This is a genomic window from Deltaproteobacteria bacterium (genome assembly GCA_016709225.1).
Taxonomy (GTDB): domain Bacteria; phylum Myxococcota_A; class Polyangia; order Nannocystales; family Nannocystaceae; genus Xiheibacterium; species Xiheibacterium phototrophicum.
On the sequence record JADJEE010000001.1, the window covers coordinates 1,680,452 to 1,693,393 of the forward strand.

The window sequence follows — 12,942 nt, forward strand, 5'->3', positions numbered from 1 at the left end:
CACGCGCCGAAGGGGGCTCACGCGCCGGCCTCGATGTGGCTGCGCGCGCTGGCGATCGCGTCCAGCAGCTGTTGTTCGGTGAAGGGCTTGGCGAGGAAGCCGTTGGCGCCGGCGGCCATCGCCCGCTCGACGTCGTGGCTGGCGGCATCGGTGCTGATCACGAGCACCGCGACGTTGGCGTGGTGCGGCCCGCGTCGCACGAAGCGCGTGAGCTCGATGCCGTTGACGTCCGGCATGTTGACGTCGGCCACGACCACGTCGAACTGCTCGCGCGGCAGTCGACGCAGCGCCTCGAAGCCGTTCTCGGCCTCCTCGACCTCGAACGCGTGGGCCTCGAGGATCGCGCTGACGTAGGCGCGCATCGCTCGGGAGTCCTCGACCAGCAGCACGCGTGCAGACATGGCGCGCCGAGAGTATAGCGAACGCGCCGTTCGTGTTCGCGGGGGCCGCCGACTACTCCTCGGCGGCGCGCGGGGGGCCCTCGATGAACCGCCGCAGGCGGCCCGCGTGGCGGCCGTCGGCGACCAGCCACAGCGGGCACGGGCGTGGGCTTGCGGCCGCGTGCGAGCGGGCATCGGCCGAGGAGCTGCCCGCGTGCGGGGCCCCGTCGTCCGCCGACGCCGGGGTCGAGGCGCCCTCGTCGGCCCCCGCGTGCGCGACCGTTGGACCGCCCTCGGGCGGCGCGTCGTGGGCCGCCGCGACGCCACGGCGGTCGGGTTCGGGACGGTCGTCGTCGTCGTCGTGCGGCCCCTCGTCGCGCAGCGCCGCCGCGAAGGCCGAGTCGACCGAGGCGGACGCGTCGGCCGACGCGTGCGGATCGGACGCGGCCTCATCGTCGTGGGCGTCGTCGTCGTGGGCGTCGTCGTCGTGGGCGTCGTCGTCGTGGGCGTCGTCGTCGTGGGCGTCGCCGGGGTCCGCTTCGTCGGGGGCCACGGCTTCGTGCGGCTCGACCTCGAGCTCGCGCAGCGCCGCCTCGTGGGCCGCGACGATCGCCGACAGCATCGCCTCGGCCAGCTCGCGCTCCTCGTTGCCGCCCGGCAGCGCCAGCAGCACGTCGCGCGGCCGCAGCCGCAGCGCGCACGCGACCGCGCGCTCGGCCAAGGCCTTCGCGCGCGCGGGATCGAGGGCGTCCTGCCGCCCCATGCCGAACAGCAGCCAGCGCTCCGCCGGCAGATCGCGACGGCCCGGCAGCAGCACGCTCTCGCCGGGCTCACCGGTGCAGAAGCCGCTGCGCAGCAGGCCCGACAGCGCGCCGCTGCAGCGCCAGTCGACCAGCGCGGCCAGGCCCCGCAGCGGTCGCTCGTCCTCGCAGTGCAGCAGGACCCCGAGGTCGACCCGCCGCCGCACGCCCTCACCGACGTCGACGCCGTCGAACAGCGCGCGTCCGAGGGCCTCGATGCGCAGCCACGCTCGGCTCAAGCCCCTGCCCCCGGCTCCGGTCGCACGCGCTTGGCGAGGTCCTCGACCAGGCCGTTGACGAAGGCCGCGCTGCGCTCGCTGCCGTAGCGACTGGCGAGGCGCACCGCCTCGGACAGCACCGCGGCCCGCGGCACGTCTGCGCGCGCGAGCAGCTCGGTCGCGGCCAGCCGCACGATGTTGCGATCGACGCGGTCCATCCGCGACAGTCGCCAGCTGCGCGAGGTCGACTCGATGAGCGCGTCGATCTCGTCGCGCCGCGTCGACCACAGCGCGACCAGCTCCTCGGCGCGCGCGCGCACGTCGGTGCTGCGGGCCAGCTGCGCGAACGCATCCTCGTCGTCACCGTCGCCCGATGGCGGTGCATCGAGCACCAGCGGGATCGCGGCGGCGTGCTCGGACGCGGGGTACGACTCGAGGTGGCAGAGCACCGAGAGCGCCAGCTCCCGCCCCAGTCGCCTGGCGTCGCGCTCGGGGGTGGCGCTCATCGGCGTTTTCCGCGGGGCCGCGCGCCGCCGGTCGTCGTCGCGGCCGCACCCTCGCCACCGCGCCGCAGCGCGGCGCAGACCCGAGCCTGTTCGATGGCGGCCATGGCCGCCTCGCCGCCCTTGTTGCCGTGCTTGGCACCCGCGCGATGGATCGACTGCTCGAGGCCGTCGGTGGTGAGGACCCCGAACGCCACCGGCACCCGGCCGCGCGACAGCGCGCCCAGGCCCTTGGTGACCTCGCCGGCAATCAGATCGAAGTGGATCGTGTCGCCGCGCATCAGGCACCCCAGGGCGATGACGGCGTCGATGTCGGGCCGCTCGCACAGCCGCGCGGCGGCCTGCGGGATCTCCCACGCACCCGGCACGCGAACCACCACGATGTCGTCGCTCGCGGCGCCGTGGCGCAGCAGCGTGTCGACGGCGGCGACCATCAGCGGCTCGGTGATGAAGCCGTTGAACCGGCTCACGACCACGCCGAAGCGCAGCCCCTTCGCATCGAGCTCGCCCTCGATCACACGCACACCACCTGGAGCTCCGGACGCGGACACGGGCCCGGCTTACCCCGACCCGCGCGTCCGAATCAAGGGCGGCCGGCGGCGGTCGGCGCGGGCGATCGGCGCGGACGATCGGCGCGGACGCGGGCCCCCTTGGCCCCAAGGCCGCGCCGGCGCTCGCGACCGCGCGCACCGCCGGCGGTGCCCTCGGGGTTTCGCGAGGCCGCCCGCGCGTCCCGACCGGAAACCGCGCTACCATCGGAGCGAAACGGCGGCCCTTCGCGTCCACGCCTGGGAGCCGGCATCCGTCCATGGACGAACGTGCAGCCCATGTCTCGCACGCGCTCGGGCTCGACCTCGACGGTCTGGTGCTCGACGGGCGCTATCAGATCGGGCAGCGCGTCGGGGCCGGTGGCATGGCCGCGGTCTACGAGGGTCGCCGCCTGGGGCTCGAGCGGCGGGTCGCGATCAAGATCCTGCGCCCGGAGCTGGCCGAGAACGAGTCGAACGTGCGTCGGTTCCTGCGCGAGGCCAAGGCCGCGTCGTCGATCCAGCACCCCAACATCGTGAGCATCGAGGACGTCGGCGGGCAGTCGCGTCCGGTGTACTTCGTGATGGAGTACCTCGACGGCGTCGACCTGCGGCACGAGCTGCGCCGGGTGGGTCGCTTCGACTGGCCCCGCACCCACGACCTCGCGCAACAGGTGGTCTCGGCGCTGTCGGCCGCGCACCAGATGGGCATCGTGCACCGCGACGTGAAGCCGGCCAACTGCTTCCTCGTGCGCGACCCCGACGGCTACGAGCGCATCAAGGTGCTCGACTTCGGCATCGCCAAGGTGCTCGAGGAGTCGCAGGAGTTCACCGCCAACGTCACCGCGACCCACGGCATCGTCGGCACGGTGGCGTACATGGCCCCCGAGCAGGCCCGCAGCGGCACGGTCGACGCGCGCACCGACGTCTACGCCCTCGGCACGATGCTCTACGAGCTGCTCGCCGGCTGCGTGCCCTTCCCCGACAAGAACCCGTTCGTGGTGATCGGGCGCCTGCTGGGCGAGACCCCGGTGCCGCTGCGGATGCACCGGCCCGACCTCTCGACCGAGCTCGAGGCCATCGTGATGACATGCCTCGAGAAGGACCCCAACGCGCGCTTCCAGAGCATGGATGCGCTGGGGGCCGCGCTGGCCAGCTGCGATCGCGACGACGTCGTGGTCGGCACCGCGAAGGTGCGGCTGCCCAGCGGCCTGCTGCGCAGCGCGACCATGAAGCCGAGCGCGCCGCTGTCGCTGCCGCCCAAGACCGATCCGCCACCACCGCGGCCGGCTCCGACGGTGCCGCTGGCGAAGACGCCGATGCGCGGGGCCCCGGCCGCGCGCACCGATGCGCCGTCGTCGGCGACCCCGGCGACCGCCCGCGCCTCGGGCCCGAACGACACCGCACTGGTATCTGCGCCCGGCAGCCGGCCCTCGCCGGTGCCCGTCGCTGCCGCCGCGCGTCCGGCCTCGGTGCCCAACGTCGCCGCGGTCTCGCGCCCGGGCAGCACCCGCGCCGCCGCAGGCTCGAGCACGACCATGACGATCCCCGGCCGCAGCACCGCGTGGCTGGGCGTGGTCGTCGGTGGCGTCGGCATGCTCGCGCTCGGCGGCACCGCGACGTGGTGGGCACTGCACGGGCGCGGCCGCACCGACGCGGAGACCGTGCCCGCCACGATCGCGCCGGCCACCGAGCCGACCACCGCGCCGAGCCCGGTGCCCGCGCCACCGACCACGGTCTTCGTGCCGATCGCCACGCCGTCGCCCGCGACGCTGCCGGGCACCACCGACGCCGGCACGCCGCCGCCGCCGGTGGTCGCCGCCGACCCGGTGCCGGGCGTCGACGCGAAGGGCCGCAAGCGTCCGCGCGGCAGCGAGGTCACGACCACCACGCCGGCGACCACGACCACGACCACGACCACGCCAAGCACCACGACCACCGTGCCCGCGACGACCACCACGCCGCGCACGAGCACCTCCGACGATGGTCGAGACCCGCGCATCTCGCCGGACCTGCGCAACCCCTTCGGCCGTCCGAAGGGCTGACGCCGCCCTTCCCCCTTGCCTCACGCGTCGACGTCGACGATGCCGCGGGCCTCGGCGAGTGCACGGATGCGTCGTTTGATCCGCTCGTAGCGCTTGCGCAACGCCGCCGCCTGGCGATCGAGCGCCGACGACGAGCCGATCGCCTCGTCGTCCTCGGCGAAGACCTGCGCCAGCTCGCGCCACGGCAGCCCGCGATCGACCCGCAGCGTCAGCAGCATGCGATCGTCTTCGTCGAGCTCGGCGCGCAGCGCTGCAACCTCGGCCCGCACCGCCGTCTGCAGGAAGGCGGGCGTGGCCGTGCGGACCTCCTCCACCACCGCGGCCAGCCCCGCGGTGCTCATCCGCACCGCGTGTCGTTCCTTGCGTCGCAGCTGGGACAGCGACCGACGCGCGATCACGTAGCACCACGCCCGCAGCGCAGCTGCTTCACCGAGGCCCGGCAAGCCCCGCCAGACGTTGATCGAGAACTGCGAGAAGGCCTCGTTGGCGACGCCCGCGTCGCCCGCCGCGACCCGCAGGAACCCCAGCACCTCGGGACCGAGTTCGCGGATCGTCAGGGTCGCGGCGCGATCGATGTCGCCAGCGCCGAGCGCCGCGGCCACCCGCGTCTCGAGGGTTGCAGCCGACACGCGCGAGCATCATGGCACGGCCGCGCGCCCATCGTCGACCGCGGGCAGCGACACGCCCTCGGCACGCAGTAACGCGAGCACCTGGGCTTCGCGGGTGTCGTCGGCGCGCTCGGGCGCACCGAAGAACCCGTATGCCTCGCGCAGGGTCGCGATCGCCTCGTCGCGGCGCGAGCCGGTCGCGAGCAGCAGCGCCGCGTGATCGATGCGCTTCCCCCAGTAGGCCTGCCGCCACTGGCCGGGCACGTGCACCGCGAAGCCCTGCTCATAGCTCGCGATCGCGTCGCGGTCGCGGCCGGCCGCGCGCTGGGCATCGCCGAGGATGTAGCGCGCGCGGCTGGCCCACTCGGCGTCGCGGTTGGCCGCGACCGCGAGCTCGGCCTCTCGGATCGCGTCGTCGAAATCGCCGCGTGTGATCAACACGTCCGCGAGGATGCTGCGAAGGTGAGCGTACGCAGCATCGTCGTCGGCGACCCCCTCGAGCTCGGCCCGCAGCAGCCGCTCGGCCTCGTCCACCGCGCCAGCGTCGCGCAGGTGCACCGCGAGATTCGCGGTGGCGCCGACGCGCAGATCGTGGCCAGCCGGGTAGATCGCGCGTGCGAGCTCGGCGGCCTCGCGACCATACTCGAGCGCGCGCGCGGCATCACCGAGCTGGCCCTCGGCGTTGGCGAGGCGATCGACCAGGTTCCAGCGCTCGACCTTGTCGATCGCGGCGCCCGCCAACATGCGCTCGGCCGCCCGCAGCTTCTCGCGCGCGGGCGCGGGCTCCGAAGCGAAGAGATCGGCCTCGGCGTAGGCGATCATCACGCGCGCGACCTCCGGGTGATGATCGCCGAGCACCCGACGTAGCTGTCGATCGGCGTCGCCGAAGGCCGTGCGCGCGCCTGCGACGTCGCCCTGGCGCAGGAGAAGCCGTCCGAGGTTGGACGACATCGCGCCGAGCTTGGGCTCGTCGGGATCGGCGAGCCGCAGCTGCGTCAGTGCGCGCTCGAAGCCTTCGCGCGCGCCTTTCTGATCGCCGCGACTCGCGGCGTCGATGGCCTCGTTGGCCGCCAGCGCAGCGCGGATCTTGGCGTCGTCGAGCGCGACCTCGAGTTCGCGTGCGGTCGCGAGCCACTCGTGCACCCGCGCGCTGTCGACGTCGTAGCGGGCATGCATCGCTACGATCGCGAGCGCGGCGAGGGTCGCCTCCCGTCGCGCACGCCCGGCGATCGCGACGTCGAACGCCCGCCGCAGCGTGGCAATCGATCCGGGGATGTCGCCCTGGCGCTCGCGCACGTCGGCCTGCGTGCGCAGGGCCCATGCCGTGGTCGCGCCGTGGCCGAGCGCGGTCGCCCGTGCGACCAGTGCGTCGATCTCCGCGTCGGTCACGGGCTCGCTCGCGCCCACGCGGGCCTGCACGTCGTGGATGGCCTCCTCGATCGACTCGAGCTCCGCCCGCGACGCAGGATCGTCGGGCGGCGGTGTCCACAGCAACAACAACGCGGGATCGCGACACGCCCGCAGCGACGGCAGGCCGTGGACCCACGCGACCGCGTGCCGAACGACGTCGTCGTCGGGCGCGTCGAAGCGCGCGAGCAGTCGCGACAGCGCGCGCTGCCCCGACGCCAGGCAGGCCGCGGCCGCGGCCGACGACGCGACGTCGTCGCTCGCACACACCTCGCGCGACGCGGCCTCCCCGGCCTCGGCGTAGGCATCGAGCCCGGCACGGACGCGATCCCAGGTCTCGCGCCCGTACGGCAGGCCGAGCCCGTCGAAGGCCTGCTCCTGCTGCGCGCTGCGATCGCCGCTCCAGCTGCGCGTGAACGCGTCGCCCGCGGTCGCGCAAGGGTCGTCGTGGTCCGGCGCGGGCCACCACGACCACGACACCGCGGCCACCGCAGTACCAGCGAGCCCCACGACCGCGGTGCGACGTCGCGCGCGGCGTCGCGCGGGCGCCCGCGCGGCGTGCACGAGCGCGTGCACGAGCGCGTGCATGTCGTCGAAGCGCTGCTCGGGCCGCACCGCCAGGCCGCGACGCAGCACCGCCAGCAGCTCGGCGCCGAGCGTTCGCGTCGGCCCCGCTTCGCCGCGCGACCAGGCTTCGACGCGCGCCACGAAGCGCTCGCGCGGGTGAGGCTCGAACGGCCGCACGCCGACCAGCGCCTCGTGCAGCGCCACGCAGTACGCGAACTGATCGGTGCGCGCATCGGCCACGCCGCCCTGCACCTGCTCCGGGGCCATGTACGCCGGCGTGCCTGCGCCGGCCTGCGTGATCTCGCCGCGGACGCGCTCGCCCTGCAGCTCGCGATCACCGGCGCGCGCGAGCCCGAAGTCCGCGACCTTGGCCTGGCCGCTCCCATCGAGCAGCACGTTGTCGGGCTTGAAGTCGCGGTGCACCACGCCGGCGTCGTGGGCCGCCGCCAGCCCTCGCGCCGCCGCGAGCATCACCTCGAGCACCGCGTCGCGATCGCGGCGATGGCCCAGCCAGCGGCGCAGCGAACCACCGGGCGCGAACTCCATCGCGATGTACAGCCGCCCCTGCCACAGCCCGACGCCGTGGACCGCGAGCACGTTGGGGTGGACCACCCGCGCCATCGCCCGCGCCTCGGCGCGCATGCGGGCGAGCACGCCGGGATGGCCCTCGCCCAGGTGCAGCTTCACCGCGACCACGCGCTCGAGGTCGCGGTCGTAGGCCTCGTAGACCACGCCCATGCCGCCGCGACCGATCTCGCCGCGGACCTCGTAGACCTCGTCGATGACGCTGCCCGGCGCAAGCGGCAGCGCGCGAGCACTCGGGGCGGCTGCCAGCGCGCGCACCAACGAGTCCGTGGTGATGCGATCGCCCGGCGCATCCGCCACGGGCCGCGTGCTCGAGATCTCGGACATCCCTCGCTCATCGCCAGGGTCACCCATGGCGGGCCCCCGCGTCCACCGATTGGGTCCCGAGCTCGCGGGCACGGCTGCTCGGCGTGGCATGTCGGTGGCCACGATCGGCACGTGTCGGCGTACGTCAGGACGCCCCACGGGTCAGTGCGTGCAGCGCGTGCGGGCCTTGCACGTCAGCGCATCGCCACCACCGGGGGCGCTGGCCAAGCTGGTGCTGAGCTCGGCGTTGCCGCTGTCATAGGCGGCGCGCCACCGCGCGAGCTCGTCGTTGCGATCGACCCCACCGCTCTCCCGCAGGCCGCGCTCGAACCAGTACTGCAGGTCGGGCTGCAGCATGACCGGGACCTTCAGCGTCGCGCCCGGCTTCATCCGCGGCACCGGCACGTAGACGCTCTCGTAGGTGCCCCACGCCCGCACCAGCATCGTGTCCTCGCGCGCGACGGTGTCGTCGTTGGTGACGGTCACGACGATGTACGCATCGCGGTGCTGGTAGGCGGGATCGGGCTTGAACCAGCGGTTGCCGCCGGGCCCGTGCGCCTGCGCGTCCGCGATGCCCTTGCGGACCCCGTCGATGAGCTTGCGCGTGCCGGCGGCCGCGAGTTCGGCGGTCAGCGGACCGACCCCGGCGGCGACCTCCTCGGCCACCAGCTGCACGAGGTAGTCCTCGCCCATCTCGGTGAGCTGCTCGAAGTTCGGCAGCGACGGCGGCACGCCGAGCGCCGCGAGGCCGGTGTCGAGCGCGCCGGCCAGCAGCGTGCTGCAGGTCGAGTCGCAGTACGGGATGACGCCGGCAACGGTCGAGACGACGGCCTTCTTGATGTCGGCATAGGCTGCGCTGGCCCAGTCGATCGCATCGGCGGCGAACGCCAGCGCGTCGGTGATCGCCTCGCCCACCGCGGCGACCGGATCCTTGCTCGATTTCGTGGTCGGATCCCACACGAACGCCTTGCCGATCGGCATGACGCTGCACGGCGGTCCCTCCGAAGCCGTCGAAGGGTACGGAAACTTCGTTGGGGTGCCGGGGCGCGCGGCGCAGGTGGTCACCACCCAGCGCTTCCATGCGTCGCTGGTGGCGAACTGGATCGGCTCGTAGCGATCGATGTGCGCGTGCAGGCCCTTGGCCGGCTTGGGCGGCTTCGGTGGCGCGAGGCCGTCGGGGAACAACGTCACCTCGGTGCGCGCCTTGGGCCCGTGGACGATCTGCACCGGCTTCGACGCCGGCCCCAGCACCTTGCCGGCCCCGTCGACCGCGAACACGCGCAGCTCGTAGCGGCGCGGTGCACTGCGCAGCGCCGAGGTCTTGGCGACCGCCGGCTTGCCGGCCATCTTCGACGCCGCCGAGGGCATCACCACCGGCGGCGGTGCCAGGGCCCCGAACGCGACCTCGAAGCGCTGCCACTTCGTCAGCGCGCCGGTCGTCGCCACCGTGCCGTGGTCGAGCAAGCTGCCCTCGCCACCGAGGAATGGCTTGCTGCGCAGCTCCCAGCGCAGCCCCTTCGCCGCCGGGTTGCTCGAGCTGGCCCGGAACGCGAAGCCCCCGTTGTGCGTGAAGTCGACCGTCAGCGCGTGCTGCCACGCTTGGAACTCCGGCGAGGCGTTCTGCGTGGCCTCGACGCGCTCGCGCGTCATCGACAACGCTGGCAGTCGCCCCGTGGCGATGGTGCCCGGCAGCTGCGGCCCGCTCGGCGTCACCGCCGGAGCGGCGGCCGCGGCCCCCCCCGTCAGCAGCGCGAACGCCACGCATGCAGGGAGACAGCAACGGTCCAGGGTGTTCGCGTCGGCCTTCACCCGGAGACGTGGCCGCCCCGGCGGGGTTGTGACATGAAAAAAGCGCGCCGACCGAGGTCGACGCGCTGTCGGGGCCGGTTGCCCAGCCCGGTTGGATGGGCGCCCGCGGCTGCTACCGGCGGCGCGAGGGGCGGCCGTCTTCTTCCTTGCCGCCGAGCTTCTTCGCCATGACGTCGCCGAGCGTCGCACCCGCCTGCGAGGCGTTGGCGAAGCCCTGCGCGTCGGCCAGCTCGTCCTGGCGCTTGGCGCTCTTGATCGACAGGCCGATGCGACGCTCCTGCGCGTCCATCTGGATCACCTCGGCACGGTAGGTCTGGTTGGGCTCCAGCACCTGACCGGGATCCTCGATGCGCTCATCGGTGATCTCGCTGATGTGGATCAGACCCTCGATACCGGGCTCGAGCTCCGCGAACGCACCGAACTCGGCGAGCTTGAGGATCTTGACCTCGATGATCTTGCCGATCGGGTAGTCGTACGGGATGCGGTCCCACGGGTCCTGCTGCAGCTGCTTGATGCCGAGGCTGATCTTCGGCTTCTCACCGCTGTTGTCGATGTTGAGCACCATCGCCTTGACCTCGTCACCCTTCTTGTAGAGCTCGCTGGGGTGACGGACGCGCTGCGTCCACGAGAGGTCGGTGATGTGCACGAGGCCATCGATGCCGGGCTCGAGTTCCACGAACACGCCGAAGTCGGCGATGTTGCGGATGACGCCCTGCACCACGGTGCCCGGCGGGTAGGTCTCGACGACCTTCTCGTACGGGTTCTCCTCGAGCTGCTTCATGCCGAGGCTGATGCGGTTCTGCGACACGTCGATGTCGAGCACCACGGCCTTGACCTCGTCGCCGATCTTGAGGAACTGCTTCGGGTTCTTGACCTGACGCGTCCACGACATCTCGGAGACGTGCACGAGGCCCTCGATGCCCTCCTCGAGCTCGATGAAGGCGCCGTAGTCCTTGATGGAGACCACCTTGCCCTGCACGACGGTGCCCGGGATGTACTTGTCCTCGGCGTTGATCCACGGGTCGGGCGTGATCTGCTTGAGGCCCAAGCTGACGCGCTCGCTGTCGGTGTTGAACTTGAGGACCTTGACCTGGACCTTGTCACCGACCTGGAAGAGCTCGCTCGGGTGGTTGACCCGGCCCCAGCTCATGTCGGTGATGTGCAGCAGGCCGTCGATGCCGCCGAGGTCGATGAACGCACCGTAGTCGGTGAGGTTCTTGACCACGCCCTCGACGATCTGGCCCTCCTGCAGGCGGTTGAGGGTCTCTTCCTTCAACTCGGCGCGCTCGGCCTCGAGCAGCACACGACGCGACAGCACGATGTTGCCGCGCTTCTTGTTGAACTTGATGATCTTGAATTGGTACTCCTGCCCGATGAAGGCATCGAGGTTCCGCACCGGTCGCAGATCGACCTGCGAACCCGGCAGGAACGCCTTCACGCCGCCCTGCAGCATGACGGCCAGGCCACCCTTGACGCGCGCCTGGATCGAGCCCGCCACCAGGCCGTCCATGTCGACGGCCTTGCTGATCTCGTCCCAGACCTTGCGCTTGCGGGCCTTCTCCTTCGAGAGCACCACCAGCCCGTTTTGATCTTCCGCGGTCTCGAGCAGGACCTCGACCTCGTCGCCCACCTTCACGCGCGGTGGTGCGTCTTCGGGATCGTCCTCCTCACGGAACTCGCGCAGTGGGATCTGACCTTCGGCCTTGAGGCCGACGTCCACCACGGCGAAGTCGCCGATGATGTCCACCACCACACCCTTGACGATCGAGCCCTCGCGGATGTCCCCGCCCGCCTCGGTATGGGCGGCGAAGAGCTCGGCAAAATTTTCTTCCATCATCAGTTCGGTCATTTGGCTTCGCGCTCGGATTTGATTTCACGCGGCCGGTCGTGGGGAGACGCTCCGAGGGGGCGGGTCCACGCGCCCGTACCGTTTCGCCGTCCACTGGTGTGGGCGACGCTCGGCCGGGCGAACGCGCGAGGTGCGGACGGTAGGTCGTTTGCCCGGGGCGGTCAACCGCACCCGCAGCATTCGTGGCCCACGCGGGCGGCTCGGGGCCGGACGCGGCGGGTCGGGCTCGGGCGCGCCCGCGGGCCGGGGCCGGAGCCGCGCACGCGCGGCCGGGCGCGACGCTTCAGCCGCCGCGGCGGACCGCAGCGAGGATGGTCTCGACCACCGCGTCGACGCCCAGGCGCGAACTGTCGAGCAGCACCGCGTCGTCGGCCTGCTTGAGCGGCGCCGCGGCGCGCTCGCTGTCCCGCGCGTCGCGCTCGGCAACCTCGCGCTCGACCTCCGCGAGTGCCGGCACCTCGCCGCCCTTGGCGACGAGCTCGGCGTGGCGACGACGCGCCCGCGTGCCGAGGTCGGCGGTGAGGAAGAACTTGTGCCGTGCGTACGGGAACACCACGGTGCCCATGTCGCGCCCCTCGGCGACGCAGCCGCGACGGCCGAGCTCGCGCTGGATCTCGAGCAACGCCGCGCGCACCGGCGCGTGCGCCGAGACCTTCGATGCGCCCTGCGAGATGTCGGGCGCTCGGATCGCGGCGGTGACGTCTTCGTCGCCCCACGCGACCGGCTGCGGCTGCCCCGGCGGCGGTAGCTCGCCGAAGCGGATCGGCAAGCCCTGCGCGAGCGCGGCCAGCGATTGCGCGTCGTCCCACGACACGCCGCGGCGACGGGCGACCAGCGCGAGGGTGCGGTAGATCGCGCCGGTGTCGAGCAGGGGCAGCCCCAGCGCACGGGCCACCCGCTGCGCGACCGAGGTCTTCCCGGCACCCGCGGGGCCATCGATCACCACCAAGCGTCCGGCGTCGTCGGGCTGCGTCATCGGGGGGCGAGGCCGGCGGCAAGCCTGCCATCGCCCGAGCGTGGCGACAAGCGCCGCTTGTCGGTGCCCAGGTGCGTGACGTAGCGTTCGGGCATGTGTCCTTTGCAAGCCATGGGCGCACGTCGCGAGCGCGCGCGTGCCGGTCGACGCGCACGCACGCGCGTGGCGTTGGCGGTGTTGACGTGGGGTCTGGCGGGCTGCGTGAGCGTGAAGGCTTCGCAGCGTGAGTACCTCAGCAAGCCCGAGATGACGCCCGCCGCCGATGCGCACGAGGACGTGTGGCACTCCCACATCGAGGCCGCGCGCCACGGCGCGATGGGCGGTCACGGTGGTGCGGGCGGCGGCTGCGGTTGCGGATGAAC

The 12,942-nt window shown here is 72.8% G+C and carries 11 protein-coding genes; 2 read left to right on the forward strand and 9 right to left on the reverse strand.

Translation table 11 applies throughout. The annotated features are described in order from the left end of the window. Nucleotides 1–17: 17 nt before the first annotated feature. The 4 genes from IPH07_06920 to IPH07_06935 are packed head-to-tail and all read right to left on the reverse strand — an operon-like array spanning nucleotide 18 to nucleotide 2,425. On the reverse strand, nucleotides 18–401 hold the full coding sequence (locus tag IPH07_06920) for a response regulator (protein MBK6917114.1): 384 nt from the start codon (nucleotides 399–401) through the stop codon (nucleotides 18–20). A 52-nt stretch (nucleotides 402–453) separates the two neighbouring features. Further along, nucleotides 454–1,419: a hypothetical protein gene (locus IPH07_06925; GenBank protein MBK6917115.1), complete on the reverse strand. Its 966-nt coding sequence runs from the start codon at nucleotides 1,417–1,419 to the stop codon at nucleotides 454–456. Beyond that, a complete protein-coding gene (gene nusB / locus IPH07_06930; GenBank protein ID MBK6917116.1) occupies nucleotides 1,416–1,904 on the reverse strand; it encodes a transcription antitermination factor NusB in 489 nt (162 codons plus the stop codon). Before nusB ends, IPH07_06925 begins: the two co-directional genes overlap by 4 nt. Then, nucleotides 1,901–2,425, reverse strand: a complete 525-nt coding sequence (locus tag IPH07_06935) for a 6,7-dimethyl-8-ribityllumazine synthase (GenBank protein MBK6917117.1) — start codon at nucleotides 2,423–2,425, stop codon at nucleotides 1,901–1,903. Before IPH07_06935 ends, nusB begins: the two co-directional genes overlap by 4 nt. Before the next feature lie 284 nt (nucleotides 2,426–2,709). Between IPH07_06935 and IPH07_06940 the strand changes: the two genes are divergently transcribed. Continuing rightward, nucleotides 2,710–4,473 (forward strand): protein kinase, encoded by a 1,764-nt coding sequence (locus tag IPH07_06940; GenBank protein ID MBK6917118.1) that lies wholly within the window; start codon nucleotides 2,710–2,712, stop codon nucleotides 4,471–4,473. Between the two features lie 20 nt (nucleotides 4,474–4,493). Here IPH07_06940 and IPH07_06945 read toward each other — a convergent pair whose 3' ends face one another. The 5 genes from IPH07_06945 to IPH07_06965 all read right to left on the reverse strand — a co-directional run bounded on the left by IPH07_06945 (nucleotide 4,494) and on the right by IPH07_06965 (nucleotide 12,580). Then, nucleotides 4,494–5,102: a sigma-70 family RNA polymerase sigma factor gene (locus IPH07_06945; GenBank protein MBK6917119.1), complete on the reverse strand. Its 609-nt coding sequence runs from the start codon at nucleotides 5,100–5,102 to the stop codon at nucleotides 4,494–4,496. A 9-nt stretch (nucleotides 5,103–5,111) separates the two neighbouring features. Continuing rightward, on the reverse strand, nucleotides 5,112–7,967 hold the full coding sequence (locus tag IPH07_06950) for a protein kinase (protein MBK6917120.1): 2,856 nt from the start codon (nucleotides 7,965–7,967) through the stop codon (nucleotides 5,112–5,114). A gap of 141 nt (nucleotides 7,968–8,108) precedes the next feature. After that, nucleotides 8,109–9,707 (reverse strand): hypothetical protein, encoded by a 1,599-nt coding sequence (locus IPH07_06955; GenBank protein ID MBK6917121.1) that lies wholly within the window; start codon nucleotides 9,705–9,707, stop codon nucleotides 8,109–8,111. A 160-nt stretch (nucleotides 9,708–9,867) separates the two neighbouring features. Beyond that, complete coding sequence (locus tag IPH07_06960) at nucleotides 9,868–11,604, reverse strand: 30S ribosomal protein S1 (protein MBK6917122.1); 1,737 nt, start codon at nucleotides 11,602–11,604, stop codon at nucleotides 9,868–9,870. Between the two features lie 283 nt (nucleotides 11,605–11,887). Further along, nucleotides 11,888–12,580, reverse strand: a complete 693-nt coding sequence (locus tag IPH07_06965; GenBank protein MBK6917123.1) for a (d)CMP kinase — start codon at nucleotides 12,578–12,580, stop codon at nucleotides 11,888–11,890. A gap of 111 nt (nucleotides 12,581–12,691) precedes the next feature. On the opposite strand from IPH07_06965, the gene IPH07_06970 reads away from it, so the two are divergent. Then, a complete protein-coding gene (locus tag IPH07_06970) occupies nucleotides 12,692–12,940 on the forward strand; it encodes a DUF4266 domain-containing protein (GenBank protein MBK6917124.1) in 249 nt (82 codons plus the stop codon). Nucleotides 12,941–12,942 lie beyond the last annotated feature (2 nt).

What these genes read in the sequence shown, in the direction of transcription:
- IPH07_06920 (MBK6917114.1), bottom strand. Translation starts at nt 401, where the DNA reads ATGTCTGCACGCGTGCTGCTGGTCGAGGACTCCCGAGCGATGCGCGCC.
- nusB (MBK6917116.1), bottom strand. Translation starts at nt 1,904, where the DNA reads ATGAGCGCCACCCCCGAGCGCGACGCCAGGCGACTGGGGCGGGAGCTG.
- IPH07_06940 (MBK6917118.1), top strand. Translation starts at nt 2,710, where the DNA reads ATGGACGAACGTGCAGCCCATGTCTCGCACGCGCTCGGGCTCGACCTC.
- IPH07_06950 (MBK6917120.1), bottom strand. Translation starts at nt 7,967, where the DNA reads ATGTCCGAGATCTCGAGCACGCGGCCCGTGGCGGATGCGCCGGGCGAT.
- IPH07_06960 (MBK6917122.1), bottom strand. Translation starts at nt 11,604, where the DNA reads ATGACCGAACTGATGATGGAAGAAAATTTTGCCGAGCTCTTCGCCGCC.
- IPH07_06965 (MBK6917123.1), bottom strand. Translation starts at nt 12,580, where the DNA reads ATGACGCAGCCCGACGACGCCGGACGCTTGGTGGTGATCGATGGCCCC.
- IPH07_06970 (MBK6917124.1), top strand. Translation starts at nt 12,692, where the DNA reads ATGGGCGCACGTCGCGAGCGCGCGCGTGCCGGTCGACGCGCACGCACG.